This window comes from Stenotrophomonas sp. GL_111 (genome assembly GCF_057835245.1).
Genome location: NZ_CM174421.1, coordinates 1,722,146 through 1,747,991 on the forward strand (window position 1 = coordinate 1,722,146; position 25,846 = coordinate 1,747,991).

At 66.8% G+C, this 25,846-nt stretch carries 27 protein-coding genes; 17 read left to right on the top strand and 10 right to left on the bottom strand.

From position 1 onward, the window contains the following. Nucleotides 1-67: 67 nt before the first annotated feature. The 3 genes from ispG (at nucleotide 68) to AC3IPM_RS07960 (ending at nucleotide 2,895) form a co-directional block, all read left to right on the top strand. On the top strand, nucleotides 68-1,333 hold the full coding sequence (gene ispG, locus AC3IPM_RS07950; RefSeq protein ID WP_489303405.1) for a flavodoxin-dependent (E)-4-hydroxy-3-methylbut-2-enyl-diphosphate synthase: 1,266 nt from the start codon (nucleotides 68-70) through the stop codon (nucleotides 1,331-1,333). Then, nucleotides 1,314-2,030, top strand: coding sequence for a phosphatase PAP2 family protein (locus AC3IPM_RS07955; RefSeq protein ID WP_489303406.1), 717 nt, complete (start codon nucleotides 1,314-1,316; stop codon nucleotides 2,028-2,030). The genes ispG and AC3IPM_RS07955 overlap by 20 nt, the downstream gene beginning before the upstream one ends. A 217-nt stretch (nucleotides 2,031-2,247) precedes the next feature. Further along, nucleotides 2,248-2,895 (top strand): response regulator, encoded by a 648-nt coding sequence (locus tag AC3IPM_RS07960; RefSeq protein WP_489303407.1) that lies wholly within the window; start codon nucleotides 2,248-2,250, stop codon nucleotides 2,893-2,895. Nucleotides 2,896-2,993: 98 nt separating this feature from the next. On the opposite strand, the gene AC3IPM_RS07965 is transcribed toward AC3IPM_RS07960, so the two are convergent. The 5 genes from AC3IPM_RS07965 to zwf form a co-directional block, all read right to left on the bottom strand. Beyond that, the gene (locus tag AC3IPM_RS07965) at nucleotides 2,994-3,653 is read right to left on the bottom strand and encodes a bifunctional 4-hydroxy-2-oxoglutarate aldolase/2-dehydro-3-deoxy-phosphogluconate aldolase (protein ID WP_489303408.1); all 660 of its coding nucleotides are present in this window, start codon (nucleotides 3,651-3,653) and stop codon (nucleotides 2,994-2,996) included. A gap of 204 nt (nucleotides 3,654-3,857) precedes the next feature. Then, on the bottom strand, nucleotides 3,858-5,774 hold the full coding sequence (gene edd, locus AC3IPM_RS07970) for a phosphogluconate dehydratase (protein ID WP_489303409.1): 1,917 nt from the start codon (nucleotides 5,772-5,774) through the stop codon (nucleotides 3,858-3,860). A 45-nt stretch (nucleotides 5,775-5,819) separates the two neighbouring features. Beyond that, a complete protein-coding gene (gene pgl, locus AC3IPM_RS07975; RefSeq protein ID WP_489303410.1) occupies nucleotides 5,820-6,542 on the bottom strand; it encodes a 6-phosphogluconolactonase in 723 nt (240 codons plus the stop codon). Further along, nucleotides 6,539-7,546 (bottom strand): glucokinase, encoded by a 1,008-nt coding sequence (glk, locus tag AC3IPM_RS07980; RefSeq protein ID WP_489303411.1) that lies wholly within the window; start codon nucleotides 7,544-7,546, stop codon nucleotides 6,539-6,541. The genes pgl and glk overlap by 4 nt, the downstream gene beginning before the upstream one ends. Then, a complete protein-coding gene (gene zwf / locus AC3IPM_RS07985) occupies nucleotides 7,543-8,985 on the bottom strand; it encodes a glucose-6-phosphate dehydrogenase (protein ID WP_489303412.1) in 1,443 nt (480 codons plus the stop codon). The genes glk and zwf overlap by 4 nt, the downstream gene beginning before the upstream one ends. Nucleotides 8,986-9,337: 352 nt before the next feature. Here zwf and AC3IPM_RS07990 point away from each other — a divergent pair, with 352 nt between their 5' ends. Then, nucleotides 9,338-10,429, top strand: coding sequence for an ABC transporter ATP-binding protein (locus tag AC3IPM_RS07990; RefSeq protein ID WP_489303413.1), 1,092 nt, complete (start codon nucleotides 9,338-9,340; stop codon nucleotides 10,427-10,429). Nucleotides 10,430-10,971: 542 nt separating this feature from the next. Here AC3IPM_RS07990 and ygfZ read toward each other — a convergent pair. Further along, entirely contained in the window at nucleotides 10,972-11,835 is an 864-nt protein-coding gene (ygfZ, locus tag AC3IPM_RS07995) for a CAF17-like 4Fe-4S cluster assembly/insertion protein YgfZ (RefSeq protein ID WP_489303414.1), read from the bottom strand. A 39-nt stretch (nucleotides 11,836-11,874) separates the two neighbouring features. Here ygfZ and AC3IPM_RS08000 point away from each other — a divergent pair, with 39 nt between their 5' ends. The 10 genes from AC3IPM_RS08000 to AC3IPM_RS08045 all read left to right on the top strand — a co-directional run bounded on the left by AC3IPM_RS08000 (nucleotide 11,875) and on the right by AC3IPM_RS08045 (nucleotide 18,939). After that, nucleotides 11,875-12,048: a DUF1674 domain-containing protein gene (locus tag AC3IPM_RS08000; protein ID WP_489303415.1), complete on the top strand. Its 174-nt coding sequence runs from the start codon at nucleotides 11,875-11,877 to the stop codon at nucleotides 12,046-12,048. Between the two features lie 56 nt (nucleotides 12,049-12,104). Next, nucleotides 12,105-12,497: a succinate dehydrogenase, cytochrome b556 subunit gene (gene sdhC / locus AC3IPM_RS08005; protein WP_489303416.1), complete on the top strand. Its 393-nt coding sequence runs from the start codon at nucleotides 12,105-12,107 to the stop codon at nucleotides 12,495-12,497. After that, entirely contained in the window at nucleotides 12,494-12,880 is a 387-nt protein-coding gene (gene sdhD / locus AC3IPM_RS08010; protein ID WP_038689045.1) for a succinate dehydrogenase, hydrophobic membrane anchor protein, read from the top strand. Before sdhC ends, sdhD begins: the two co-directional genes overlap by 4 nt. Before the next feature lie 31 nt (nucleotides 12,881-12,911). After that, a complete protein-coding gene (sdhA, locus tag AC3IPM_RS08015; RefSeq protein ID WP_489303417.1) occupies nucleotides 12,912-14,702 on the top strand; it encodes a succinate dehydrogenase flavoprotein subunit in 1,791 nt (596 codons plus the stop codon). A 162-nt stretch (nucleotides 14,703-14,864) separates the two neighbouring features. Beyond that, a complete protein-coding gene (locus AC3IPM_RS08020; RefSeq protein WP_489303418.1) occupies nucleotides 14,865-15,650 on the top strand; it encodes a succinate dehydrogenase iron-sulfur subunit in 786 nt (261 codons plus the stop codon). A 120-nt stretch (nucleotides 15,651-15,770) separates the two neighbouring features. Then, on the top strand, nucleotides 15,771-16,019 hold the full coding sequence (locus AC3IPM_RS08025) for an FAD assembly factor SdhE (RefSeq protein ID WP_128095617.1): 249 nt from the start codon (nucleotides 15,771-15,773) through the stop codon (nucleotides 16,017-16,019). Next, complete coding sequence (locus AC3IPM_RS08030) at nucleotides 15,970-16,419, top strand: hypothetical protein (protein ID WP_489303419.1); 450 nt, start codon at nucleotides 15,970-15,972, stop codon at nucleotides 16,417-16,419. Before AC3IPM_RS08025 ends, AC3IPM_RS08030 begins: the two co-directional genes overlap by 50 nt. A 23-nt stretch (nucleotides 16,420-16,442) precedes the next feature. After that, nucleotides 16,443-17,684 (top strand): lipoprotein-releasing ABC transporter permease subunit, encoded by a 1,242-nt coding sequence (locus tag AC3IPM_RS08035; RefSeq protein ID WP_489303420.1) that lies wholly within the window; start codon nucleotides 16,443-16,445, stop codon nucleotides 17,682-17,684. Further along, the gene (lolD, locus tag AC3IPM_RS08040; protein WP_489303421.1) at nucleotides 17,677-18,390 is read left to right on the top strand and encodes a lipoprotein-releasing ABC transporter ATP-binding protein LolD; all 714 of its coding nucleotides are present in this window, start codon (nucleotides 17,677-17,679) and stop codon (nucleotides 18,388-18,390) included. Before AC3IPM_RS08035 ends, lolD begins: the two co-directional genes overlap by 8 nt. An 87-nt stretch (nucleotides 18,391-18,477) precedes the next feature. Continuing rightward, on the top strand, nucleotides 18,478-18,939 hold the full coding sequence (locus AC3IPM_RS08045) for a DUF6491 family protein (protein ID WP_489303422.1): 462 nt from the start codon (nucleotides 18,478-18,480) through the stop codon (nucleotides 18,937-18,939). Nucleotides 18,940-19,039: 100 nt separating this feature from the next. Here the strand turns inward: AC3IPM_RS08045 and AC3IPM_RS08050 are convergent, their stop codons facing one another. The 3 genes from AC3IPM_RS08050 to ftsY all read right to left on the bottom strand — a co-directional run bounded on the left by AC3IPM_RS08050 (nucleotide 19,040) and on the right by ftsY (nucleotide 21,942). After that, on the bottom strand, nucleotides 19,040-19,309 hold the full coding sequence (locus AC3IPM_RS08050; protein ID WP_489303423.1) for an oxidative damage protection protein: 270 nt from the start codon (nucleotides 19,307-19,309) through the stop codon (nucleotides 19,040-19,042). 5 nt (nucleotides 19,310-19,314) lie between these two features. Beyond that, entirely contained in the window at nucleotides 19,315-20,460 is a 1,146-nt protein-coding gene (gene mutY, locus AC3IPM_RS08055; RefSeq protein ID WP_489303424.1) for an A/G-specific adenine glycosylase, read from the bottom strand. A 117-nt stretch (nucleotides 20,461-20,577) separates the two neighbouring features. Next, nucleotides 20,578-21,942, bottom strand: coding sequence for a signal recognition particle-docking protein FtsY (ftsY, locus tag AC3IPM_RS08060; protein ID WP_489303425.1), 1,365 nt, complete (start codon nucleotides 21,940-21,942; stop codon nucleotides 20,578-20,580). Nucleotides 21,943-22,140: 198 nt separating this feature from the next. Here ftsY and AC3IPM_RS08065 point away from each other — a divergent pair, with 198 nt between their 5' ends. Further along, nucleotides 22,141-22,428, top strand: coding sequence for a hypothetical protein (locus tag AC3IPM_RS08065; RefSeq protein WP_489303426.1), 288 nt, complete (start codon nucleotides 22,141-22,143; stop codon nucleotides 22,426-22,428). Between the two features lie 131 nt (nucleotides 22,429-22,559). Here AC3IPM_RS08065 and htpG read toward each other — a convergent pair whose 3' ends face one another. Further along, the gene (gene htpG, locus AC3IPM_RS08070; protein ID WP_489303427.1) at nucleotides 22,560-24,458 is read right to left on the bottom strand and encodes a molecular chaperone HtpG; all 1,899 of its coding nucleotides are present in this window, start codon (nucleotides 24,456-24,458) and stop codon (nucleotides 22,560-22,562) included. A 262-nt stretch (nucleotides 24,459-24,720) separates the two neighbouring features. On the opposite strand from htpG, the gene rsmD reads away from it, so the two are divergent. Then, entirely contained in the window at nucleotides 24,721-25,326 is a 606-nt protein-coding gene (rsmD, locus tag AC3IPM_RS08075; protein WP_489303428.1) for a 16S rRNA (guanine(966)-N(2))-methyltransferase RsmD, read from the top strand. A 7-nt stretch (nucleotides 25,327-25,333) separates the two neighbouring features. Next, on the top strand, nucleotides 25,334-25,843 hold the full coding sequence (gene coaD, locus AC3IPM_RS08080; RefSeq protein ID WP_489303429.1) for a pantetheine-phosphate adenylyltransferase: 510 nt from the start codon (nucleotides 25,334-25,336) through the stop codon (nucleotides 25,841-25,843). Nucleotides 25,844-25,846 lie beyond the last annotated feature (3 nt).

Genomic DNA, 25,846 nt, shown 5'->3' on the forward strand with positions numbered 1-25,846 from the left:
CGCCGAATAATGAGCGGCAACCAACGGCGGGCACCTTCCTGCACGCCGGGCGCGCTAAAATGCGCCGATGCATGACGCCGTCTCCAAACCGACTCCCCCCTCCGACACTGCCGTGTGGGCCCGCCGCCAGACCCAGTCCGTCCGCATCGGCGGCGTGGTGGTGGGCGGTGGACACCCCGTGGTGGTGCAGTCGATGACCAACACCGACACCGCCGACGTCGCCTCCAGCGTCAAACAGGTGGCCGAGCTGTGGCGGGCCGGGTCGGAGATGGTGCGCCTGACCGTCAACAATCCCGAGTCGGCCGCGGCCATCCCGCGGATCGTGGAAAAGCTGCAGATGATGGGCATCGAGGTGCCCCTGATCGGCGACTTCCACTACAACGGCCACCAGTTGCTGACCCAGGAACCGGCCTGCGCCGAGGCGCTGGCCAAGTACCGCATCAACCCGGGCAATGTCGGCTTCGGCAAGAAGAAGGACACCCAGTTCGCGCAGCTGATTGAGTTTGCGATCCGCTACAACAAGCCGGTCCGGATCGGCGCCAACTGGGGCTCGCTGGACCAGTCGCTGGCGGCGCGCCTGATGGACGAGAACAACCACCGTGAGACGCCGTGGGATGCCGGCCGGGTATTGCGCGAGGCGCTGATCCGCTCGGCGCTGGATTCGGCCGAAACCGCCGTCGAGCTGGGCCTGCCGCGCGACCGTATCGTGCTGTCGGCCAAGGTCAGCGGCGTGCAGGAGCTGATCGCGGTGTACCGCGACCTGGCCCAGCGCTCGGACTTCGCCCTGCACCTGGGCCTGACCGAGGCCGGCATCGGCAGCAAGGGCATCGTCGCTTCGGCGGCGGCGCTGGCGGTACTGATGCAGGAAGGCATCGGTGACACCATCCGTATTTCGCTGACGCCCGAACCGGGCCAGTCGCGCACGGCCGAGGTGATCGTCGCCCAGGAACTGCTGCAGACCACCGGGCAGCGTGCGTTCACGCCGCTGGTGACGGCCTGCCCGGGCTGCGGCCGCACCACCTCGGAGTTCTTCCAGGAACTGGCCAAGGTGGTGCAGAACCATGTGCGCGAAAAGATGCCGGTGTGGAAGATCAGCCATCCCGGCGCGGAGAACATGACCCTGGCGGTGATGGGCTGCGTGGTCAACGGGCCGGGCGAGTCGCGCCACGCCAACATCGGCATTTCCCTGCCGGGTACCGGCGAGGCTCCGTCGGCGCCGGTGTTCGTGGATGGCGAGAAGTCGGTGACGTTGCGCGGTGAGAACATCGCCCAGGACTTCGTGGCCCTGATCGACAGCTACGTCGAACGTACCTATGTCCGCAGCGTCGGATAAGCCGACGGCAATGGCCGCGCCGCGCGAACAGGCGGCGGGATTCCGACACTGGATCGCGCACAACGCCTGGCGTTTCGTGCTGCTGTTCGTCGGGGTGCTGCTGCCGCTGGCCGGCTTCGTGGCCCTGGCCGATGAAGTGCACGAGCTGGAGTCGATCTACTTCGACGCGCCGCTGCTGTGGACCTTGCACAACCTGCATTCGCCGGGCCTGGACCGCTTCTTCGTGCTGCTCTCCAAGCTGGGCTACGAGTGGTTCCTGATTCCGGCCGACGTGCTGATCGTGGCGCTGCTGGTGTGGCGTCGGCGCTGGCGCGAGGCCAGTTTCGTGGCGATCAGCTTCGTCGGCTCGGCGCTGCTGAACCTGGGCAGCAAGCAGTTCTTCCAGCGCGACCGGCCCAGCCTGTGGGAATCGATCGCCCCGGAGAGCACGTTCAGCTTCCCCAGCGGCCATGCCATGGGCTCGATGACCCTGGCCATCACCGTGGTGCTGCTGGCCTGGAACACCCGCTGGCGCTGGCCGGTGCTGGTACTGGCACCGGCATTCAGCCTGCTGGTGAGCGTGTCGCGGGTCTACCTGGGGGTGCATTACCCCTCCGACATCCTGGCCGGATGGTGTGCCGCGCTGGTTTGGGTGGTAGGGTGCTTCCTGGTCATGTTCCGGCGCCGGCATCCGTGGGGTCAGCGGCACCGGGCCTGAAGCGACGCCACTCACGCTGAAAACAGCGGGGGATCCGGCGGCCGCCGATAGTTCATGTGAACCGATACGGCCTGGGGTGAAAGGCTTAGGGGAAGGGGCAATCCAGCAGGGTGTGATGCGGACACCAGAACGCGCTGACAGGGCGGAAACGTCCTTGTTATCGCAATACTCCGCGGCTAGGCTTGCCCCCGATCGCAGCGTTTGATGAGGTACGTGGATGACGATTCGAGTGTATCTGGTGGACGATCATGCGCTGGTGCGAACCGGCATGAAGATGATCCTGTCCAACGAGACCGATATCGAGGTAGTCGGTGAAGCGGACTCCGGTGAGGATGCGTTGCCTGAGATCCGGCAGCTGCGTCCGGACGTGGTGCTGTGCGATCTGCACCTGCCTGGCGTGAGCGGCATGGAGGTCACCGAGCGGGTGGTCCGTGGCGATCACGGCACGCGTGTGGTGATCGTGTCGGTGCTCGAAGATGGTCCGATGCCCAAGCGCCTGCTTGAGGCCGGTGCCTCCGGTTACATCGGCAAGGGCTGCGATGCGCAGGAACTGCTGCGCGCGGTCCGCGATGCGGCACTGGGCCGACGCTACCTGGGCAGCAGCATCGCGCAGAACCTGGCGTTGTCCAACGTGGAAGGCAGCCAGTCGCCGTTCGATACGCTGTCGCCGCGCGAACTGGAAGTGGCCCTGCTGCTGACCCAGGGCCTGCGCCAGGAAGATATCGCCAAGCGGCTGAGCCTGAGTGCGAAGACGGTGAACACGCACAAGGCGCGTCTGTTCGAGAAGATGGGCATCCACGACAACATCGCCCTGGCGCGCATGGCCAGCCAGTACGGCCTGGTGGATCCGGCACGGCCGATGTAACCAGCGACGCGCGCTGAAGAACGAAAACGCCCGGGCATGCCCGGGCGTTTCGTTTTCCGGTAGAGCCACGCCATGCGTGGCTGCCCCTGAGACAGGCTTCAGTGCGCGCGAACCCGCGCCACGATCTTCGCGGCCTGGGCGGCGCTGTCACGCACCTTGTCCCACTCGCCGTTGTCGATCCAGTTGCCCGGCACCATCCACGAACCGCCGATGCAGACCACGTTCTTCTGCTCCAGGTACTCCGCTGCGGTGGTTTCGGTGATGCCACCGGTCGGGCACAGCTTCAGGTCCGGGATCGGGCCCGCCAGCCCCTTGATCATCGCCAGCCCGCCCACGGCCGAGGCCGGGAACAGCTTGCAGACGCGGAAACCCCGCGCATACAGCGCCAGCATCTCGGTCGGCGACGCCGCACCCGGCACCACCGGCAGCGCCGCGGCCGCCAGCGCGTCGGCCATGTGCGCCGGCGTACCCGGCGTGACCAGGAAATCCGCACCCGCATCGATGGCCTGCTGCATCTGCGCCACGGTCAGCACCGTGCCCGCACCCACCACCACATCGGGCAGCTCGCGCTTGAGCATCGCCAACGCCTCCATCGCCACCGGCGTGCGCAGGGTCAGCTCGATTGCCGGCAACCCGCCTTCCAACAACGCCGCGCTGACCGCGCGCGCCTGGTCGAGCGTATGCACGGTGACCACCGGCAGGATGCCGGCCGCGTGCAACAGGGATTCAGCGCGCTTCTGGTGTTCGGCAATGCTCATTCGTCGCTCTTCCTTCTTCTTTGACAGTCGACGCCAGGAAGGCGCCGCGATAAGTCGTGAGGCGGCGGTGCGGTCCCTTCCGGGGACGTCCAAAACATGGATGTTTTGACGAGCCCCCATGGATGGGTTCACGGCGTGCCCCGGAAGGGACCGCACCGCTGCCTCACCCACGGAACACCCACCGCCGCTTTTGGCGCAAACCCCTCAGGCGTCCTTGGCTTCATGCGGTGCATAAGCCGCCGCCGCATCGCCGCCCAACTCGTACTCCGCGTCGTAATTCCAGATATCGCCATCGGCCGCCGCCGGCCCACACGAAATCGAAATCGCACCCTGATCGGCCGGGCCGACCAGGCGACGGTTCATCGCGAACAGATTGCGCCCCATATCGTGCGCGGCCGGCGCCGTGTTGCGGGCCGGTTCGCGTGCCGCGAACTCCGCCGCATCCACCAGCAGCTCCAGCGTGCCTGCCTCGCCATCGAGACGCATCATGTCGCCCTCGCGCACCCGCGCCAGCGGACCGCCGCGCGATGCTTCCGGGGTCATGTGGATCGCCGCCGGGAACTTGCCCGAGGCACCCGACAGACGCCCATCGGTAACCAGCGCCACGCGCCGGCCCTGGTTCTGCAGCAGGCCCAGCAGCGGCGCCAGCGAATGCAGCTCGGGCATGCCGTTCGCGCGCGGCCCCTGGAACCGCACCACCGCGATGAAATCGTGCGGCAGCACCCCGGCCGCATGCAGCTTGTTGAGCACCTGCGGCGCATCCACCACCACCACCGGCGCTTCGATCGTGCGGTACTGCGGCTTCACCGCCGACAGCTTGATCAGCGAACGGCCCAGGTTGCCGCGCAGCAACCGCAGCCCGCCCTGTGCTTCGAACGGATCGGCGACCCCACGCACCACCTCCGGATCGGCGCTGTCGCGCAGCCCGTCAAAGTAGGTGAGCGTGCCATCGCGCAGCGCCGGCTCCTGGCCGTACTGGTGCATGCCGCCTTCGGCCACCGTCTGCAGGTCGGCGTGCATCAGCCCGGCCTCCATCAGCTCCCGGAACACGAACGCGGTGCCACCGGCGGCCGCGAAGCGGTTCACGTCCGCCTCGCCATTCGGGTACACCCGCGCCAGCAGCGGAACCAGCTGCGACAGCTGGTCCATGTCGTCCCAGGTCAGCACGATGCCGGCCGCACGCGCCACCGCGATCCAGTGGATGGTGTGGTTGGTGGAACCGCCGGTGGCCATCAGCGTGACCACTGCGTTGACGATCGCGCGCTCGTCGATCAGCCGGCCGAGCGGACGGAAGTCGTCGCCCAGCGCACAGATCTCCAGCGCACGCGCCGCCGCACGCCGGGTCAGCGCATCGCGCAGCGGTGTGTCCGGATTGACGAACGAGGCACCGGGCAACTGCACCCCCATCGCCTCGAGCAGGGTCTGGTTGGAATTGGCCGTACCGTAGAACGTGCAGGTGCCGGCGCCGTGATACGACGCGGCTTCGGCTTCCAGCAGCTCCTCGCGGCTGGCCAGCCCGGCCGCATAGCGCTCGCGCACTTCGGCCTTCTGCTTGTTCGGAATGCCCGGTGTCATCGGCCCGGCCGGCAGGAAGATCGCCGGCAGGTGCCCGAACGCCAGCGCACCGATCAGCAGGCCCGGCACGATCTTGTCGCACACGCCCAGGTAGACGGTGGCATCGAACATGTCGTGGCTGAGCCCGATCGCGGTCGACTGGGCGATCACATCACGCGAGAACAGCGACAGCTCCATGCCACCGCGACCCTGGGTGACGCCGTCGCACATCGCCGGCACACCACCGGCCACCTGCGCGGTCGCACCGAGTTCGCGTGCGGTGTCGCGCAGGATGTCCGGGTAATGCTCGAACGGCTGGTGTGCCGAGAGCATGTCGTTGTAGGCGGTGATGATGCCCAGGTTCGGCGTGACCCCGCCGCGCAGGCGCGACTTGTCGGTCGGGCCGCAGGCGGCGAAGCCGTGCGCAAGGTTGCCGCAGCTCAGCCGCGAACGGAACGGACCATCGCGCAGGGCGGCATCGATCCCGGCCAGGTAAGCGGCGCGCGAGGCGACGCTGCGCTGGACGATGCGCTCGGTGATGGCATGGAGTTGGGGATGCAGGCTCATTGGCTACCGGCTATGAGAGGGCGAATCGAACAACCCCGGAAGGGGTCAGTCACACCAGTGGACGCGCAGTTTCGCGCCGTCGAGGTCGATCGCGTTGAGGATGGGATACAGCTGCGGATTGTTGCTTTCCAGCGCCTGCTTGAGCACTTCCAGCTTCTGCTTGCCGCGCAGCAGCAGCAGACGTTGGCGGCTCTGGCGCAGGCCGTGCGGCGTGAGGGTGATGCGCAGCGGCCACTGGTTGGCACCGGGGCAACCGGTGGCATCCAGTGCCGCGTAGGGCAGGGTGCTTTCCAGTGCGCGGGCCAGGTCCCGGGAGCCGGGGAACAGCGACGCGGTGTGGCCGTCGTTGCCCATGCCAAGCACGCTCAGGCACGGGGCCTGGCTGTGCTGGGCCTGCAGGTTGGCGGTGTACACGCATTCGGGCAGCGGCTTGCCGATCCGCACCAGCGGATCGAAATGGGCGCCTTCGGCACGGCTGAGGAAGCTCTCGCGCACCAGCCGCGCGTTGCTGTCGCGGTCCTGCGGTGACAGCCAGCGCTCGTCGACCAGGCTCACTTCAACCCGGTCCCAGTGCACGTCCAGCTCGGCCAGCGCCTGGTACACCGGTGCCGGCGTGGTGCCGCCGGAGAGCAGCATGCGCGCCCGGCCGAATTCACCGATGTCGTGGTTGAGCACCTGGGCCATTTCCGTGGCGATGGCCTCGATCCAGCCATCGGCGTCGCCGTGGCGGATCAGGGTGAAACGATCGGTGTTGTCCAGGGTATTCATGCGTGGGTTCCAGGCAGGTCGCGTTCAACATCGGCGGCATAGGCGGCAGCGCCCAACAGGCCCGCGTGCGGATGCATCACCGCCAGCGACGGCACCCGCGCCATGATCGAAGAGAAACGCCCCTTGTGTTCGAAGCGCTGGCGGAAGCCGGAATGCTGCAACGAGTCGAGCATCTTCGGGGTCAGCCCGCCGGTCAGGAACACGCCGTCCCAGGCACCTTGCATCAGCACCAGGTCACCGGCGATCGCGCCGAACACCGCACAGAACACATCCACGGTGCGCATCGCCTGCGGATCGCCGTGCAGGGCGCGCGCGGTGACGTCCACCGGTTGCAGCTGGCCCGGATCGATGCCGGCCATCTCGCAGACCGCGCGATGGATGTTGACCAGGCCCGGCCCGCAGATCAGGCGTTCGTTGGAGACGCGCCCGAACTGCTCGGACAGGATCTCCAGGATGCGGATCTCTTCCGGCGTGCCCGGCGGGAAGCTGACATGGCCACCTTCGGTTTCCAGCGGATAGCAGCGGCCGTGGCGCAGGATCAGGCCACCCACGCCGAGCCCGGTACCGGGGCCGATGACCGCGTAATTGCGCGGCTGTCCCGGCTTGCCCGGTACCCAGGCGGCACCGCCGACCTGGATCACGTCATCGGGCTGCAGCAGTGAGATCGCCATCGCCTGCGCGGCGAAATCGTTGATCAGGTGCAGCTCGTCGAACCCGAGCATCTGCGCGGTGCGACTGCGCGAGATCACCCACGGGTGGTTGGTGATGCGCGCTTCATCGCCATCCACGCGGCCGGCCACGGCGAATACGCCGCGTTTGGCCTCGGCACCGACCTGGTCCAGGTAGTGGCGCGCGGCATCACCGAGCGAGGGAAAATCGGCGACCGCGAATTCGCGGATGCTGTCCTGCTGCAACGGTGCGGCCAGGTGGGTGTCGGCAAGCGCGAAGCGGGCATTGGTGCCGCCGATGTCGGCGACCAGAACGGGTTGCGACTGCTCCGTCATGCGTTGCCGTCCTTGTGGCCGGCATGGGCATCGCCATCGACGGGCAGGAACCCGGCGGCTTCTTCCGGGCCCCATTCGCCGGCCGGATACGGCTGCAGCGGCAGCTTGGCTTCCTTCCAGGCATCGCTGACGCTGTCGATCCAGGCCCAGGCCGCGCGCACTTCGTCATCGCGCACGAACAGCGCGTGGTTGCCGTTGAAGGCATCCAGGAACAGGCGCTCGTAGGCGATGCGGCGGTGCAGGCCGGTGGGGACCGACAGCTCCAGCTCCAGCGGATGCAGTTCCAGCGCGCCCCATTCCGGGCCGGCCAGGCTGCTCATCAGGCCCAGCTCGATGTTCTCCTGCGGCTGCAGCTGGAAGGTGATGCGGTTGGGCGTGGCATTGCGGCGGTGCGGGCGCTCGAACAACCAATGCGTGACCGGCTTGAGCGTGACCACCACGCGGGTGGTGCGCTCGGCCAGACGCTTGCCGGTGACCAGGTGGAACGGCACCCCGGACCAGCGCCAGTTGTCGATATGCGCGGTGACCCCGGCGAAGGTTTCCACATCGCTGCCTTCCGGCGGCTGGTAAGCCTGTGCGGGCTGGCCGTTGATGGTGCCGGCGGTGTAGCGGCCGCGCACGCTGTCACGCGCGGCGTGCTTGGCGTCGAGCGGACGCAGCGAACGCAGCACTTTGACCTTTTCGTCGCGGATGCGGTCGGCTTCCAGCGAGGCCGGCGGCTCCATCGCCACCAGGCACAGCAGCTGCAGGATGTGGCTCTGGACCATGTCGCGCAGTGCGCCGGAGCGGGCGTAATAGGCATCGCGGCCATCCACGCCTTCGCTTTCGGCGACCAGGATGTGCACCGACTCGATGTAGTTGCGGTTCCATACCGCTTCCAGCAGCGTGTTGCCGAAGCGCAGTGCGATCAGGTTCTGCACCGCGGCCTTGCCCAGGTAGTGGTCCAGGCGGAACACGCGGTCTTCATCGATCCACGCACCGATGGTGCTGAGGATTTCCTCGGCGCTCTTGCTGTCGCTGCCGATCGGCTTTTCCAGCATCAGCCGCGCCGGTGCGGCAAGCGCGCCACCCAGGGCCAGGCCCTCGCAGGTGGAGATGTACAGGCCCGGCGGAATGGCCAGGTAGCTCACGCATTTGCGGTGGACCAGATCGCGCACCGAATCGGCGACCGACTCGGGATTGCGCAGGTCCACCGAGCGGTAGTCGATGCGCTGCAGCAGGGACTGGATGTCGTCCTGGCTGGCCAGCGGCATCGCCTGCTGCAGGCGGGGGCGCAGGATTTCGCGGAAGCCTTCGGTGTCATGCGGGGACAGGGCCAGCGCGCGGATGGTGAAATCCTCCGGCAACAGGCCATCGCCCAGCAGGCGCAGCAGTGAAGGGAACAGATAACGCTGGGCCAGGTCGCCTGTGGCACCAAACAGGAAGAGGGTGTCGTGCATCGCTCGAGTTTCAGATCCGGGTGACATCGTTGTCAATCGCTTCTCGTCTATGTTCTCGGGGGGCTTGCTGATCGTCTTGTCCGGTGTTGCGGCGCAGCATGAATGGGCGTGGGACCCATGCATGATGGCCCAACGACCGGGCGCACCGGGAACAATGTGCTCCGTAGGGTGCGTCGCGGCCATGACCGACCATGGATACTGCCACGTGAAAACGTTTACATGGCAGAATGAGCAGACTGTATTCGATTGCAGTGGTCGCCGTCATGCGGCACCACGCCATCGACCTGCCATCGGGAGGGCCGAAGGCAGTTCCGCACAACAGCCCGGCAGCGGGCGGACTGGAATGGGTGATATGGCAAAAGTGCAGTTGCAGGGCGTGCGCAAGGTCTACGACAACGGTCAGGTGGCCGTCCAGGGCGCGACCTTCGAAGTGGCCGATGGTGAGTTGATGGTGCTGGTGGGGCCGTCCGGGTGTGGCAAGTCGACCTTGCTGCGCATGGTGGCCGGGCTGGAAGAGATCAGTGGCGGCACGCTGAGCATCGGCGACCGGGTGGTCAACGATGTGGCACCCAAGGACCGGGATATCGCCATGGTGTTCCAGAGCTACGCGCTGTACCCGCACATGACGGTGGCCGAGAACCTGGCATTCGGGTTGAAGCTGCGTGGGCACGACAAGGCGACGATCAGCAAGCGGGTCAACGAGGCCGCGCAGACGCTGGGCCTGACCGACATGCTCGACAAGCTGCCCAAGGCGATGTCCGGTGGCCAGCGCCAGCGCGTTGCACTGGGTCGCGCGCTGGTGCGCGAGCCGGCGGTGTTCCTGCTCGATGAGCCGCTGTCCAACCTGGACGCGAAGCTGCGCCACAGCGTGCGCACGGAAATCGCGCAGCTGCACCGCAAGCTGGGCACGACGATGATCTACGTGACCCACGATCAGGTCGAAGCGATGACGCTGGGCCAGCGGATCGTGGTGCTCAAGGACGGGATCATCCAGCAGATCGATACGCCGATGGCGTTGTACGACCGTCCGGCCAATCTGTTCGTGGCAGGCTTCCTGGGCAGCCCGGCAATGAACGTGCTGCGTGGGATCCTGGAGCGCACGGACAGCGGGATCGTGGTGCGCGAGGCAGCGCTGACGGCGCCGCTGGGCCAGGCCACGGTCGATCCGGCCTGGATCGGCATGTCGATCGCGGTAGGCGTGCGCCCGGAGCACCTGCAGCCGGCAGTGGCTGACGACGCAACGGCGTTCGAGGCGACAATCGACGGCATCGAGCCGGTCGGCAACGAGATTTTCGTGAACATGAGCACAGGCGGCCAGGCGCTGGTGATGCGTGTGGCACCGCAGGCACTGCCGGCGGTAGGCGAAACCATCCGCGTGGCGATCCACCCGCAGGGCCTGCACTTCTTCGACGCGGAAACCGGCGAGCGGCTGGAACTGCGCTGAGGTTTCGCTATTGAGGTTGGGTTGGTTGGCGGTTCAACGTCAAAACCAGCGCCTCATTGCCTTGGGCAGGAGAGCGCCGGGTAGCCCAGGCCGGGACACGCCGTGAACCCATCCGTGGGGGCTTGTTCACAACATCCATGTTGTGAACAGTCCCGGCCTGGGCTACCCGGCACCCTCCCTCAAAGTTTCCGTTGAGCGGCTGAGAGAGCAGCGCACACCATCTCCGCGGATTCGGGCTGCCTAGGCTAAAAGCCTAGCCGCGTCGCGACGGCCTGATGAGCTGGCGTCGACTCAAATGACATTCGGCGGTATCGACGCATGCGCACGCGTCGCCTCTCCCTTCCGCACAGGGGAAGGCTGGAGGCGGATATGCCGTGTAGCCCCTACCAGGACTGTTCACAACATGGATGTTGTGAACAAGCCCCCAGGGATGGGTTCACGGCGTGTCCTGGTAGGGGCTACACGGCGTATCCGCCTACCCGTAGCTAAGGAGTCGCCAAGCTCTTGACCTCGGCGCAGACCCCAACAAAAACAAGCAAACCTCAGCGCGCCAGCCCATCCAGCAGTGGCAGATGCGTGGCGTCCACGCCGGCCACCTGCAGCGGCTCGGCGCTGATTTCCAGCGGCAGTACCGCCAGCGCCAGATCGCCGGCCACGCTGGCCACCGTGCCGATCGCCGCAGCGTTCTGCAGTACCTGCGCACCGCTCAGCGTGCCATCGGCCACCCGCAGCAACTGCAGCGCCCGCTTGGCCTTGCCCAGGAAGTGCGTGCGCGCCACGATCTCCTGGCCCGGATAGCAACCTTTTTTGACGCTGTACCCGTTCAACCGGTCCAGCCCCAACTGCTGCGGCGTCCACTGCTCGCGCTGATCGGCCTCCAGCCGTGGCAGCCCATAGCGCAGATCCGACTGCCGCCAGGCCAGCGCGAAGGCCGCATCGCCCGGCACGGGATCGGCGTGCAGCGGACCGATCCGCAGCGTCCGCGGCAGCACATCGCCGCCCATATCCAGCTCCAGCGTCTCGCCAAGTACCGCGACTGCTGCGCCAACGGCCGCCTCCGGCGCAGTGAAGCTGCCGGCCACACCCCAGTCGTTGCGCACCGCGATCTTCACCTTCCGGCGGAACACAAAACGCTGCAATTGCGACGCAATCGCATCCCCGTCGCCATCGGCCAGCACCAGCAACACGTCCTCCGGGTCTACCCGGATCAGCTGGAACACAGCAATGGTGCGGCCCTTGGCGCTCAACCACGCGCTCCACTGCCAGTGCCGCAGGGGCAGGGCAGTGACATCACTGGAGAACTGGGCATGGGCGAACGCCGCCGCATCGGCACCGCTGAGACTGAGCAGCTGGTGACCGGAGAGGCGCGGATATCCAACGAAATCGGTAGGCAGGTTGTCAGGCACGTGAACGGGGTCTAAAATTTGTGCGTTGCGAGAACACCCATGATAGGCCAAACAACCCCCTCTCCCGAATCCGAGCCCGACGCGCCCCAGGCCACCGAGAAGCAACCGCTTCCCGAAACGCCCGTGGTGCCAGTGGAAATCGGTGGCCGCGGCGGACTTGATCCGGTGCGGTACGGTGATTGGGAAAAAAACGGACGCTGCATCGATTTTTGATCAGCATTGAGCCAACGCGGCATTTTGCCGCCCAGCCGAGACAACGAGCCCAGCGAATGGCCGCCAGAGAACGTCCCCTTTCCCCGCACCTTCAGGTGTATCGCTGGCAGATCCAGATGGCCACCTCGATTTTGCATCGAGCGACCGGCATCTTTCTGTCTGTTGGAGCCCTGATCATCGCCGGCGGCCTGCTGGCCCTGATGATGGGTCCTGAATCCTGGAATTGCTTCACCGGCCAGGCCGGTAGCTGGTATGGAAAGCTCTTCCTGTTCGCATGGACGTGGTCGTTTGCCTATCACCTGTGCAACGGCCTGCGCCATATCGTGCAGGACTTCGCCATCGGCTTCTCCATCCCCGCCTTCGTGCGCAGCAGCTGGATCTCCGTGTTCGCCAGCCTGGTGATCACCGCGCTGGTCTGGGCCTATGTCTTCATGGGAGCCGCCGCATGAACAAGTTCCGTACCCCGCTGAAGAACGTGCGCGGCCTTGGCGCAGCCAAGACCGGTACTGAACATTTCGTCATGCAGCGCCTGACCGCCACCGCGCTGGTCGGCCTGACCATCTGGTTCCTGGTATTCGTGCTGAGCCTGATCGGCGCCGATTACGTGACCGCCACCGACGCGGTGTCCAAGCCGTGGAATGCGGTGCTGCTGGTCGGCTTCCTGGTCGCGATGTTCTGGCACGCCCAGCTCGGCCTGCAGGTCGTGCTGGAAGACTATATCCACAACTCGCTGCTGGCCCTGGCGCTGCAGACCACGGTGAAGTTCATCGCCGTGCTCGGCGCGATCGTCAGTGTTTTTGCGGTCGCCCGCATTGCGCTCGGCGTTGCCTGAGTCCAGGCACCAAGACAGGAATCCAGATTAGATGTCCGCTTACAAGATTACGGAACACAAGTACGACATGGTCGTGGTCGGCGCCGGCGGTGCTGGCCTGCGCGCCACGTTCGGTCTTGCCGCCAAGGGCCTGCAGACCGTCTGCCTGACCAAGGTCTTCCCGACCCGTTCGCACACTGTTGCCGCGCAGGGTGGTATTTCCGCCGCGCTGGGCAACATGGGTGAGGACGACTGGCGCTACCACTTCTTCGACACCATCAAGGGTTCGGATTGGCTGGGTGACCAGGACGCCATCGAATACATGTGCCGCGAAGCGATTCCGGCCATCATCGAGCTGGAACACTACGGTGTGCCGTTCAGCCGTACCGAAGAGGGCAAGATCTACCAGCGCCCGTTCGGCGGCATGACCACCAAGTACGGTGAAGGCCCGTCCGCGCAGCGCACCTGCGCCGCCGCCGACCGTACCGGCCACGCCATGCTGCACACGCTGTACCAGCAGTCGCTGGCGCACAACGCGCGCTTCATGATCGAGTACTTCGCACTCGACCTGATCTTCGATGACGAAGGCGTCTGCCGCGGCGTGCTCGCCCTGGACATGGCCGACGGCTCGCTGCACCTGTTCCGCGCCCACGGCGTGGTGCTGGCCACCGGCGGTTACGGCCGCGCCTACTTCAGCGCCACCTCGGCCCACACCTGCACCGGCGACGGTGGTGGTCTGGTCATGCGCGCCGGCCTGCCGATGCAGGACATGGAGTTCGTGCAGTTCCACCCGACCGGCATCTACGGCGCCGGCTGCCTGATCACCGAAGGTGTGCGAGGCGAGGGCGGCATTCTGCGCAACAGCAATGGCGAGCGCTTCATGGAGCGCTATGCACCGCACTACAAGGATCTGGCCTCGCGCGACGTGGTGTCGCGTTCGATGACCATCGAGATCCGCGAAGGCCGCGGCGTCGGCGAGCACAAGGATCACATCCTGCTCGACCTGACCCACCTCGGCCCGGGCGTGATCGACGACAAGCTGCCGGGCATCGCCGAAAGCGCACGCATCTTTGCGGGCGTGGACGTGCACAAGCAGCCGATCCCGGTCATCCCGACCGTGCACTACAACATGGGCGGCATCCCGACCAACTACCACGGCGAAGTCGTGCGCAAGCTGGGCGACAACAACGATGCCGTGGTCCCGGGCCTGTACGCGATCGGCGAAGCCGCCTGCGTGTCGGTGCACGGTGCCAACCGCCTGGGTTCGAACTCGCTGCTGGATCTGGTGGTGTTCGGCCGCGCGGTGGCCAACCGCTGCGCCGAGACCATCAAGCCGGGCATGCCGCACAAGACCCTGCCGTCCGATAGCTGCGACAAAGCCCTGGGCCTGCTCGACAAGCTGCGTTACGCCAACGGCGACACCCCGACCTCGGTCATCCGCGATCGCATGCAGCGCACCATGCAGAACGATGCGGCAGTGTTCCGTACCAGCAAGACGCTGGAAGAGGGCTGCACCAAGATGGCCGAGATCTTCGACTCCTTCCAGGACGTCAAGGTCACCGACCGTTCGCTGGTGTGGAACTCGGACCTGATCGAAACCTACGAGCTGAACAACCTGCTGCTCAACGCGGTGGCAACGATCAACTCGGCCGAACAGCGCAAGGAAAGCCGTGGCGCGCACGCGCACGAGGACTTCCCGGACCGCGACGACGTCAACTGGCAGAAGCACACGCTGGTCAACGTCGACGACAAGGGCAAGTGCAGCTTCGACTATCGCCCGGTGCACATGTACACGTTGAGCAAGGACGTGGACGTGGTGCCGCCGAAGCCGCGCGTCTACTGAGCGCCCGCGGCATGACCACCGGCCACGCAGCGCCCGCCAACGCCTCCGCCCGCAAGGGTGGGGTCGTGCGTGCGCGGCAGGCCGGCGGTGTCGACTTCCTCACCTTCCGTGCTAGCCGCGCCTGCATCGCAGCGCGAGCCGCCTGAGCCAACGAGAACAGCCATGGCCGAGTTTTCCCTCCCCAAGAATTCCAAGATCGGAAAGGGCAAGCACTTCCCCGCCCAGAGCGGTGCGAAGAACACCCGTACCTTCAAGGTCTACCGTTGGAACCCCGACGACGACAGCAATCCGCGCACCGATACCTACGAGATCGACCTGGACAGCTGCGGCCCGATGGTTCTGGACGCGCTGATCAAGATCAAGAATGAAATCGATCCGACCCTGACCTTCCGTCGTTCGTGCCGCGAGGGCATCTGCGGTTCGTGCGCGATGAACATCGACGGCACCAACACGCTGGCCTGCACCCGCGCCATCGCCGACTGCGGCAAGGCCGAAGTGCCGATCTACCCGCTGCCGCACATGAGCGTGGTCAAGGATCTGGTGCCGGATTTGACCCACTTCTACGCGCAGTACGCCTCGATCAAGCCGTGGATCCGCACCCAGACCCCGCCGCCGCCGGACCGTGAGCGCCTGCAGTCGCCGGAAGACCGCAAGAAGCTGGACGGCCTGTACGAGTGCATCCTGTGCGCGTGCTGCTCGACCAGCTGCCCGAGCTACTGGTGGAACGGCGAGCGTTACCTGGGCCCGGCGATCCTGCTGCAGGCCTACCGCTGGATCGTCGACTCGCGCGATGAAGACACCGGCGCCCGCCTCGACGAGCTGGAAGACCCGTTCAAGCTGTACCGCTGCCACACCATCATGAACTGCTCGCGGACCTGCCCGAAGGGCTTGAACCCGGCCTTGGCGATTGCCGAGATCAAGAAGCTGATGATGGCGCGCCGCGCCTGATCCAGCGGTTCATGCTGCCGCCGCCCGCGCGGCGGCACCTGCGGCGGCACCGACCGGAAGGTCCGGTGCCGCTGTTGTTTCCGGCCTCTGCCGGCCGGTCTCCGGAGGAATGCATTGTCGATGGACGAAGCCACTGAACTGAAAAAGCTGCGCTGGCGCTGCCGGCGTGGCATGCGTGAACTGGACCAGCTGTTCGGCCGCTACCTGGACCGCTGCTGGTTGCAGGCACCTACCGAAGAACGCGAGGTTTTCCTGTTCCTGCTGGAGAGCGAGGACGATAAGTTGTGGCGTTGGTTCATGGGTTACGAGGAATGCCCGCATGCCCAGCCCGCCGCGCTCATCGCCCGGATCCGCGCCCTGCCGGCTTGAGTGGCGGCCCTCGCGCTGGCAGTTTGCCGCGCACCTGCTGCTGACCGCGCTGGCGCCTTGGGCGCTATGGAACACCGATCTGGCGCCCGCGTTGCGCGGGCCGGCCGCGCTGCTGGCGCTGGCCCTGGGGGGATGGGAGGCCTGGCGCTACCGCCGGCAACCGCCGCAGCAGATCGTCATCCCGCCGGGCGAGGCCCCGGTGCGGGTGGAGGGGGCGGTGGTGGAGGCGCTGGTGCTGGCCGACCGCGGGCTGCTGCTGCAGCTGGGCTGGTGCCACGGCCGGCGTCGCCACTGGCGGTTGTTCTGGCCCGATACGCTGGCCCCGGCGCAGCGACGTGAACTGCGACTGGCCGTGCACGCACGCTACATTTCCCGTTCACCGCCGGCAGTGGCACCATAGCCTGAATTGTCCGGCGTACCTGCATGTTCAAACCCATACCTGTCGCAATCGGTCTGCGCTATCTGCGCGCCAAACGCCGCAACGGCTTCATCTCCTTCATTTCGATGGCCTCCATCCTCGGCATCGCGCTGGGCGTGACCGTGCTGATCACCACCCTGGCGGTGATGAGCGGGTTCCAGAAGGAGATCCGCGATCGCCTGCTGCAGATGACCGCACACACCACGATCACCGCCGACGGCGCGCCGATGTCGGACTGGCAGCGGGCGGTGGACATCGCCAAGAAGGACCCGCGCGTGGCCGGTGCGGCACCGTACATCGAGATCCAGGCGATGCTCAGCGGTCCGCGCGTGCAGGGTGCGATCGTGCAGGGCATCGATCCGGCGCTGGAGCCGGGCGTGTCGGTGATCAACCAGAAGATCAAGAAGGGCAGCTTCGACAGCCTCACGCCGGGCAGCTACAACCTGCTGATCGGCAAGGAACTGGCGATCTGGCTGGGCGTGGATGTCGGCGACACCGTGCTGGTGACCCTGGCCGAAGTGCAGGGCACCCCGGTCGGGGCGATGCCGCGGCTGAAACGCTTCAAGGTCAGCGGCATCTTCGAGGCCGGCTACAACGAGATCGACCGTGGGGTGGCCTACGCCAACATGGACGACCTGGAGCGCGTGCTGCGCATGGACGGCGTCACCGGTGTGCGGCTCAAGCTGCATGACATGGACAAGGCGCTGGACGTCGGCGTGGACCTGGCGCACGGCCTGGGCGGCGCCTACCGGGTCAGCGACTGGACCCAGCAGAACGCCAACCTGTACCACTCGCTGCGCATGGAAAAAGTGGTGATGGGCATCCTGCTCTCGCTGATCATCGCGATGGGCGCCTTCAATCTGGTGTCCTCGCAGGTGATGCTGGTGACCGACAAGCAGGCCGACATCGCGATCCTGCGCACCCTCGGCCTGACCCCGGGCGGGGTGATGCAGGTGTTCATGGTGCAGGGCTCGCTGATCGGCATCTTCGGCACCGTGCTGGGCGTGGTCGGTGGCATCACCCTGACCTTGAACCTGGAGCGCATCCTGGGCGCGATCGAACACTTGTTCAACGTCAAGCTGCTGCCCGAGGACGTCTACTACATCACCGGCCTGCCGACCGACATGCAGACCCCGGACATCATCGTGATCACCGTGATCGCATTGGTGATGAGTTTCCTTGCGACCCTGTATCCCGCCTGGCGCGCGGCACGTACCCAGCCGGCGGAGGCCCTGCGTTATGAATGAAGCACTCACCCTGGGCGAGGAAGTCATCCGCGCCGAAGCACTGGCCAAGACCTATGCCGAAGGCCGCATGCAGACCCCGGTCTTCAATGGCCTGGACCTGCGCGTGTCGGCCGGCGAAACGGTGGCGATCATCGGCGCGTCCGGCGCCGGCAAGAGCACCCTGCTGCACCTGCTGGGTGGGCTGGACACACCGACCGCCGGTGAAGTCTTCGTCGCCGGCCAGCGCATGTCCGGGCTGTCGGACAGCCAGCGCGGGCGCCTGCGCAACCGCGCGCTGGGCTTCGTGTACCAGTTCCACCACCTGCTGCCCGAGTTCACCGCGCTGGAAAACGTGATGATGCCGGTGCTGCTGGGTGGCGAAGAAGTGGCCGATGCGCGCGCGCGCGCACGTGCGCTGCTGGAGTCGGTCGGGCTGGGGCACCGGTTGGAGCACAAGCCGGGCGAGCTGTCCGGTGGTGAGCGCCAGCGCGCGGCGGTAGCGCGCGCGCTGGTCAACCAACCGGCCTGCGTGCTCGGCGATGAGCCCACCGGCAACCTGGACGACAAGACCGCCGCGACGGTGTTCGAGCTGATGCTGGAGCTCAACCGTGCCCACCACACCAGCCTGGTGCTGGTGACCCACGACCGCAGCCTGGCCCGCAAGCTGGACCGGGTGCTGGAGCTGCGCGAAGGGCGCCTGCACGCGCTGGCCAACAGCGAGGTCTGAGCTGGCGGCTGAATGGCCGGCGCGATGCTCTCGCCGGCCTCACGCAGCGGGTGCATGATCGGCGCAGTCATCCCTGTTGGAGGCGCCATGAAAACCCTGATCGCAACGGCCGCGCTGTGCCTGACCCTGGTGGCCTGTGCCACCACCGGGCGGCTCACCACCGAACAGCGCCTGGCGCTGTACCGCGCCCACGCCGGTCCGCCACAGCAGAGCCTGCAGTATTTCGGCTCACTCAATGGCTGGACGGAGCTGGGTGACAGTGCGCTGGCGGTGTGGACGCGGCCAAGTGAGGCCTATCTGCTGGAGTTGCGCGGCCCCTGCCAGGGGCTGTCGTTCGCCACCGCGATCGGGCTGACCAGCCAGATGGGCCAGGTGTCCTCGCGCTTCGACAAGGTGCTTGTCCGCGACGGTACGCCGGGCCCGAGCATGCCGTGCTTCATCGGCAGCATCCGCAAGCTGGACGTCAAGGCGCTGCGGGCGTCCGAGCAGGAGCTGCGCCAGGCGCAGGTGCAGGAGCGTGAGGAAGGGCAGGTAGCGCCGGAGAAGTAAGGTGGGGGCTGCCCTGTCTTCGTTCTGGGTGTGAGGCGAGCGTTGGGGCCCGCGCGGCCAGCCAGCTGTACCGCGGGGCCTTACACGGCAAAAAGTGGAATCAGGCTTCCGGAACGAATCCGGCCGGCTTTTCCGCGTCCTTCTCGAACAGGTATTTGACCAGCTCTGCTTCCAGGAACGCGCGGTGCTTGGGATCGCGCGGGGACAGCCGGTTTTCGTTGATCAGCATGGTCTGGTGCGCCAGCCAGGACGACCAGGCGGTCTTGCCGATGTGGTTGAAGATGCGTTGGCCCAGCTCGCCCGGGTAGGGCACGAAGTCCAGGCCTTCGCTGTCGCGTTGTTCGTACTGGCAGAAGAGGGTGCGGGACATGGCGGTTACTCGTTGTTTCGGGAAGTCGGTGCGCGGGGCATTGTACGGCGCGCGCGCTTGGCCGGTGCCGGGGCGGGGGCGCCGTCCAGCAGCTTGCGGATCGGGGCGGGCAGGCCCAGTGCGGCCAGGCCCTCATCGGCTACCCAGCGCAGCGCCGGGTCGTCGCGATGCAGGCCATTGACCCGCCGCACCAGCACCTGCAGATGCAGGCGGTAGTGGCTGAAGGTGTGTTGCAGCACCGGCAGTGGCTCGGCCTCTTCCAGCGATCCATCCACATGCGCATCGAACCAGTCCTGCAGCGCGATGCCACTGTCGGCCTGTGGCAGCGTCCACAGCTGTGCCCAGATGCCGGTATCCGGGCGCTTCTGCAGCAGCACGCGGCCCTGTGCATCGCGCAGCAGCAGCGCCACCGCTTCGCGTTCGGGCAGGGTCTTGCTCGGCTTGGGCGTGGGCAGCTGCGCGGTGCGCCCTTCGCGGCGGGCGACGCAGTCTTCCTGCAGCGGGCAGATCACGCAGGCCGGTTTGTTGCGCGTGCAGACCGTTGCGCCCAGGTCCATCTGCGCCTGGGTGTAGTCGGCCAGGCGCGCGTCCGGCACCTGCTGCACATGCGCTTCGGCCAGCGCCCACAGCACTTTTTCCACCGCCGGCAGGCCGGGGAAGCCGTCGATGCCGTGGTAGCGGGTCAGCACGCGCTTGACGTTGCCATCAAGAATGGCGAAGCGATCATTCCAGGCTTGGCTGAGGATGGCGCCGGCGGTGCTGCGGCCGATCCCGGGCAGTGCGTGCAGGGCGTCGAAGTCCCGTGGCAGCTCACCGCCATGCAGCTCCACGCAACGTTGCGCGGCGGCATGCAGGTTGCGCGCACGGGCGTAGTAGCCCAGCCCGGCCCACTGCGCCATCACCTCGTCATTGCTGGCCGCTGCCAGCGCAGGCAGGCTGGGGAAGAACTGCAGGAACTTCAGGAAGTACGGAATGACCGTGCTGACCTGGGTCTGCTGCAACATGATTTCCGACAGCCACACCCGGTACGGCGAGCGCGGATGCTGCCAGGGCAGGTCGTGGCGGCCATGGCCATCGAACCAGGGCAACAGGCGCGCGACGAAGGCGTCATCGGTGCATCGGGCGGCGCTGGCGGCAGGCTGGCGGGGCATGGCGGTTCCGGAGAGGGGTAGAGCCACCCCATGGGTGGCTGCTTCTGCCCAAGGCAGGGCACCGGCCACACCGGGCGTTGCGGCAGCCACCCATGGGGTGGCTCTACAGGGATGCGATCAGCCGCCCAGTGCTTCGGGCAGCAGGGCGTCGACGAAGGCTTCCGGGTCGAACACGCGCAGGTCTTCCGGGCGTTCGCCGATGCCGGCAAAGCGGATCGGAATGCCGAACTCACGGGCCAGCGCGAACACGACGCCGCCCTTGGCGGTGCCGTCCAGCTTGGTCACCACCAGCCCGGTCACGTTGACCGCGGCATGGAACTGGCGCAGCTGCGAGAGCGCGTTCTGCCCGGTGGTGCCGTCGATCACCATCAGCACTTCATGCGGTGCGTTGGGGTCGAGCTTGCCGAGCACGCGGCGGATCTTGCCCAGCTCGTTCATCAGCCCGGACTGGGTGTGCAGGCGGCCGGCGGTATCGGCGATCAGCACTTCGGTGCCACGGGCCTTGCCGGCCTGCAGTGCATCGAAGGCGACCGAGGCGGCATCGGCGTTTTGCCCCTGGGCGATCACGGCCACGCCGTTGCGTTCGCCCCAGGCCTGCAGCTGGGCCACGGCGGCGGCACGGAAAGTATCGCCGGCGGCCAGCATCAGGCTGTGGCCGTCGTCCTTGAAGCGCTTGGCCAGCTTGCCGATGGTGGTGGTCTTGCCGACGCCGTTGACGCCGACGGTGAGCACCACGAAGGGCTTGGCGGTGCGGTCGATCAGCAGCGGCTTGGCAACCGGCTGCAGGATCGCGATCAGGTCGCTGCGCAGGGCGCTGAGCAGGGCGTTGGCATCGACGAATTCGCGCGCCTTCATCCGCTTGCGCAGGCCTTCGACCAGCGCGGTGGTGGCGCCCACGCCGACGTCGGCGGTGATCAGAGCGGTTTCAAGCTCGTCCAGCAGGTCGTCGTCGAGCTTGGGATTGCGCGAGAACAGACCGCCGAAGCTGCGTGCGATCACGCTGTTGCGCAGGCGTTCGCGCCAGCCGGACTTGCCCGGAGCGGCCGGGGCAACGGTGTCGGTAGGTTCGGCTGGCAGCGGTTCTGCGGCCTGCTGGGTCACTTCGCTGGCCACCAGCACCGGGCTGGGCAGCGGCGCGGCGATGGGCTCGGCGATGACGACCGCGGCCGGCGCAGGCGCTGTGGGAATACTGGCTGCAGGTGCGGCCGGTTCCGCTGCCACGGTGACGGCGGCAGCCTCCACTGCAACGGGCGCGACGGTGGTGCGTTCAACCACGGCGGGCGCTTCAGCGATCGGTGCCGCTGCGGCAGGTTCAACCGCTACGGGTTCGGGAGCCACCGTTTCGACCGGTACAGACGCGGCCGGGGCGTCCTGGCTGGCCTGCGGGAATGCCGCTGCCAGCTCTTCAGCCGAATAGTGCTGGGTCTTGGGCACGTCCTGCGGCGTGTCCTGGGGTTTTTTGCGGCGGAAGAAACTGAGCATGGGCAAAAGACACTGATATCAGAGGGCTATGCTACCACTGCGCCCCCAACGGCCCGGGGGCGTGGCGGTGGCAGCGGGGCGGTGCGCACCGGTAGGTGGCGCGGGGCTCAAGCTTCGGCCGGGGTGGCCGCTAACGGTTGTGAATGGCTGCGTCATTGGACGTGGCCTGGCAGCGCGGAGTGCAGCAACGTGAACGTGATGACCCTTGCCAGTTCCGGTATGCGTGCCGCCAGCCTGGGTGTGCAGGCGGCGGCGTCAAACGTCGCGCGGCTGCCGGTACCGGACGCTACCCGGATCGGCGTAGCGCAGGCCTCGGTGGAAGGCGGCGGTGTCCAGGCCCGTCTGGTCGAGGTGGCGCCGGATCCGGCCGCCCCGGTTCCAGACCTGCTGGCCGCCAAACAGGCGGTGCTGGCGTTCTCCGCCAACGCCACCTTGATCCGACGCAGCGACCAGATGCTAGGCGCGCTGCTGGACACGCGCGCCTGAGCCAGCCGTTGATGGCAACGTAAACGGTAGTGCCGGCCGCTGGCCGGCTCATAGCCGCGCAGGTCATGCGAGGAGCCGGCCAGCGGCCGGCACTACCGACGGCTGCCGGCCCAGGGCCGGCCCCCTTTGTTTTACGCCGACAACTCCAGCAGCAGCTTGTTGAGCCGGCGCACGTAGGCGGCCGGATCCTTCAGCGTGTCACCGGCAGCCAGTGCGGCCTGGTCGAACAGCACGCGGCTCAGGTCGTCGAAACGCGCGGCGTCCGCTTCCTGGTCCAGCTTGCCGATCAGCGGATGGCCGGGGTTGAACTCGAACACCGGCTTGCTGTCGGGCACCTTCTGACCGCTGGCTTCCAGAATCTGGCGCATCTGCATGCCCAGATCCTGTTCGCCGATGGCCAGGATCGCCGGGGAGTCGGTCAGGCGGTGCGAGACGCGCACGTCGGCCACATCGTCACCAAGTGCGGACTTGATGCGATCGACCAGGCCCTGCTTGTCCTTGGCGGCTTCTTCCTGGGCCTGCTTGTCCTCGGCGGTTTCCAGCGCGCCCAGGTCGAGGTCGCCACGGGCGACATCCACGAACGACTTGCCGTCGAACTCGGTCAGGTAGCCCATCAGCCACTCATCGATGCGGTCGGTGAGCAGCAGCACTTCAATGCCCTTCTTGCGGAACACTTCCAGGTGCGGGCTGTCCTTGACCTGGGTGTGGCTGTCGCCGGTCAGGTAGTAGATCTTGTCCTGGCCTTCGATCATGCGGCCCAGGTAGTCGGCCAGTGCGACGCTCTGCTCGCCACTGGCGTCGTGGGTGGAGGCGAAGCGCAGCAGGCCGGCGATCTTCTCGCGGTTGTTGAAGTCTTCGGCGGGGCCTTCCTTGAGCACCTGGCCGAACTGCTTCCAGAAGCCGGCATAGGCGTCGGGCTTGTCCTTGGCCAGCTTGTCGAGCATGTCCAGCGAGCGCTTGGTCAGCGCGGACTTCATCGAGTCGATGACCGGGCCGGACTGCAGGATCTCGCGCGACACATTCAGCGACAGGTCGTTGGAATCCACCACGCCCTTGATGAAGCGCAGGTACAGCGGCAGGAACTGCTCGGCCTGGTCCATCACGAACACGCGCTGCACGTACAGCTTCAGGCCCTTGGGCGCGTCGCGGTGGTACAGGTCGAACGGGGCGTGGCCGGGCACGTACAGCAGCGAGGTGTACTCGAGCTTGCCTTCGACCTTGTTGTGGCTCCAGGCCAGCGCATCCTGGTGGTCATGCGCGGCGTGCTTGTAGAACTCCTGGTACTCGGCATCGGTGATTTCGGTGCGCGGGCGGGTCCACAGCGCACTGGCGCGGTTGACGGTTTCCCATTCCAGCTCGGCCGGGGCGTCTTCGCCGTGGGCTTCCTTGGGCATCTGGATCGGCAGGCCGATGTGGTCGGAGTACTTCTTGATGATGCTGCGCAGGCGCCAGCCGTCGGCGAAGTCGTGCTGGTCGTCCTTCAGGTGCAGCACGATGCGGGTGCCACGCTCGGACTTGTCGATGGCCTCAACGTCGAACTCGCCTTCGCCGCGCGAGGACCAGTGCACGCCCTCGCTGGCCGGCAGGCCGGCGCGGCGGGAGTAGACGTCGACCTGGTCGGCGACGATGAAGGCGCTGTAGAAGCCGACGCCGAACTGGCCGATCAGCTGGGAGTCCTTCTTCTGGTCGCCGGAGAGCTGGCGCAGGAAGTCGCCGGTGCCGGACTTGGCGATGGTGCCAAGGTGGGCAATGGCGTCCTCGCGGCTCATGCCGATGCCGTTGTCCTCGAGGGTGAGGGTGTGCGCATCGGCGTCGAAGCTGACACGGATGCGCAGGTCGCCGTCGTTCTCGAGCAGGGCCGGCTGGGTCAGCGCTTCGAAGCGCAGTTTGTCCGAGGCATCGGCGGCGTTGGAGATCAGCTCGCGAAGGAAGATTTCCTTATTGGAGTACAGCGAGTGGATCATCAGCTGCAGCAGCTGCTTCACTTCGGTCTGGAAGCCCAGGGTTTGCTTTTGGGTCTGCTCGGTCACGGTGACGATGCTCCTTGGTCAATGCCGCGCCCGGCGCGGCGGCTGGCTCAAGGGGTAGGGGTGGATTGTCCCGAATTCAAGGGCGCCGCTGCACCTCCTGACGCCAACGGTAGCGCCACGCCATGCGTGGCTGCTCTGCTGCTCTTCATCCGGAGCTTCCACACGCCCTAGAATGACGGACCGAATTGCTGCTCCCGCTGCTGCCCATGACCTGCTTCGCCCGCATTGCTCTCCGTTCCACCCGCCTGCACCGGGGCCGCGCATGACCCCGCGCCAGCCGATCACAGCGGCCGTGGGCCAGGTCCGGATCATTGGCGGCAAATGGCGCGGCACCAAACTGCCGGTGCCGTTGTCGCCGGGGTTGCGGCCGAGCAGCGACCGCGTGCGCGAGACCCTGTTCAACTGGCTGATGCCGCGGATCGGCGGTGCGCGGGTGCTGGACCTGTTCGCCGGCAGCGGGGCGCTGGGGCTGGAGGCGGTGTCGCGCGGGGCGGCACAGGCCACGCTGGTCGAGCGGGATGTGGCGCTGGCCCGGCAGCTGCGCGAGTCGGTGGCCAAGCTGGGCGCGCAGGGGCAGATCGAGGTGGTTCAGGCCGATGCCCTGCAGTGGCTGGGCCAGCCGCCCAAGGGGCAGGCCGATATCGTCTTTATCGATCCGCCGTTCGCGGCCGGGTTGTGGGAGGCGGTGCTGGCCGGGCTGGGCCCGCATCTGGCCGCCGATGCGTGGCTGTACCTGGAGTCGCCGGGCGGGCAGGGGCCGGTGGTGCCGGCACCGTGGCTGCTGCACCGCGAGGGGGGTACCCGCGAGGTGCGTTTTGCCCTGTACCGCCGCGCCACTGCTACACTTTCACCAGATCACAACGCGTAGCTACCGTATGACCGTGGCCAACCGCCGCATTGCCGTGTACCCGGGCACCTTTGATCCGATCACCAACGGTCACATCGACCTGGTGAACCGGGCCGCGCCGCTGTTTGAGAAGGTGGTGGTAGGCGTGGCGATGAGCCCGTCCAAGGGGCCGACGCTGCCGCTGGAGCTGCGCGTGCAGCTGGCGCGTGACGCGCTGGGCCACAACCGCAACGTGGAAGTACGCGGCTTTGACACCCTGCTGGCGCATTTCGTGCGCTCGGTGCAGGGCGGCATCCTGCTGCGCGGGCTGCGCGCGGTGTCCGATTTCGAATACGAATTCCAGATGGCGAGCATGAACCGCCACCTGATCCCCGAGGTCGAGACGTTGTTCCTGACCCCGGCCGAGCAGCACAGCTTCATTTCGTCTTCGCTGGTCCGCGAGATCGCCCGCCTGGGCGGCGACGTGTCCGGCTTTGTGCCGGCCTCGGTGCTTGAGGCGCTGCGCAAGGTCCGCGAAGCGAAGTCGAACCCGTCGTAAAAC

Excerpts from the sequence above, each read along its gene's own strand:
- sdhA (WP_489303417.1), top strand. The coding sequence starts at position 12,912 with ATGTCCGCTTACAAGATTACGGAACACAAGTACGACATGGTCGTGGTC.
- sdhD (WP_038689045.1), top strand. The coding sequence starts at position 12,494 with ATGAACAAGTTCCGTACCCCGCTGAAGAACGTGCGCGGCCTTGGCGCA.
- AC3IPM_RS07955 (WP_489303406.1), top strand. The coding sequence starts at position 1,314 with ATGTCCGCAGCGTCGGATAAGCCGACGGCAATGGCCGCGCCGCGCGAA.
- AC3IPM_RS08045 (WP_489303422.1), top strand. The coding sequence starts at position 18,478 with ATGAAAACCCTGATCGCAACGGCCGCGCTGTGCCTGACCCTGGTGGCC.
- ispG (WP_489303405.1), top strand. The coding sequence starts at position 68 with ATGCATGACGCCGTCTCCAAACCGACTCCCCCCTCCGACACTGCCGTG.
- AC3IPM_RS08020 (WP_489303418.1), top strand. The coding sequence starts at position 14,865 with ATGGCCGAGTTTTCCCTCCCCAAGAATTCCAAGATCGGAAAGGGCAAG.
- sdhC (WP_489303416.1), top strand. The coding sequence starts at position 12,105 with ATGGCCGCCAGAGAACGTCCCCTTTCCCCGCACCTTCAGGTGTATCGC.
- zwf (WP_489303412.1), bottom strand. The coding sequence starts at position 8,985 with ATGCACGACACCCTCTTCCTGTTTGGTGCCACAGGCGACCTGGCCCAG.
- AC3IPM_RS08050 (WP_489303423.1), bottom strand. The coding sequence starts at position 19,309 with ATGTCCCGCACCCTCTTCTGCCAGTACGAACAACGCGACAGCGAAGGC.
- AC3IPM_RS08030 (WP_489303419.1), top strand. The coding sequence starts at position 15,970 with ATGCCCAGCCCGCCGCGCTCATCGCCCGGATCCGCGCCCTGCCGGCTT.
- coaD (WP_489303429.1), top strand. The coding sequence starts at position 25,334 with ATGACCGTGGCCAACCGCCGCATTGCCGTGTACCCGGGCACCTTTGAT.
- AC3IPM_RS08065 (WP_489303426.1), top strand. The coding sequence starts at position 22,141 with ATGACCCTTGCCAGTTCCGGTATGCGTGCCGCCAGCCTGGGTGTGCAG.
- AC3IPM_RS07965 (WP_489303408.1), bottom strand. The coding sequence starts at position 3,653 with ATGAGCATTGCCGAACACCAGAAGCGCGCTGAATCCCTGTTGCACGCG.
- lolD (WP_489303421.1), top strand. The coding sequence starts at position 17,677 with ATGAATGAAGCACTCACCCTGGGCGAGGAAGTCATCCGCGCCGAAGCA.
- edd (WP_489303409.1), bottom strand. The coding sequence starts at position 5,774 with ATGAGCCTGCATCCCCAACTCCATGCCATCACCGAGCGCATCGTCCAG.
- AC3IPM_RS07960 (WP_489303407.1), top strand. The coding sequence starts at position 2,248 with ATGACGATTCGAGTGTATCTGGTGGACGATCATGCGCTGGTGCGAACC.
- rsmD (WP_489303428.1), top strand. The coding sequence starts at position 24,721 with ATGACCCCGCGCCAGCCGATCACAGCGGCCGTGGGCCAGGTCCGGATC.
- pgl (WP_489303410.1), bottom strand. The coding sequence starts at position 6,542 with ATGAATACCCTGGACAACACCGATCGTTTCACCCTGATCCGCCACGGC.
- mutY (WP_489303424.1), bottom strand. The coding sequence starts at position 20,460 with ATGCCCCGCCAGCCTGCCGCCAGCGCCGCCCGATGCACCGATGACGCC.
- AC3IPM_RS08000 (WP_489303415.1), top strand. The coding sequence starts at position 11,875 with ATGATAGGCCAAACAACCCCCTCTCCCGAATCCGAGCCCGACGCGCCC.
- ftsY (WP_489303425.1), bottom strand. The coding sequence starts at position 21,942 with ATGCTCAGTTTCTTCCGCCGCAAAAAACCCCAGGACACGCCGCAGGAC.
- AC3IPM_RS08025 (WP_128095617.1), top strand. The coding sequence starts at position 15,771 with ATGGACGAAGCCACTGAACTGAAAAAGCTGCGCTGGCGCTGCCGGCGT.
- AC3IPM_RS07990 (WP_489303413.1), top strand. The coding sequence starts at position 9,338 with ATGGCAAAAGTGCAGTTGCAGGGCGTGCGCAAGGTCTACGACAACGGT.
- AC3IPM_RS08035 (WP_489303420.1), top strand. The coding sequence starts at position 16,443 with ATGTTCAAACCCATACCTGTCGCAATCGGTCTGCGCTATCTGCGCGCC.
- glk (WP_489303411.1), bottom strand. The coding sequence starts at position 7,546 with ATGACGGAGCAGTCGCAACCCGTTCTGGTCGCCGACATCGGCGGCACC.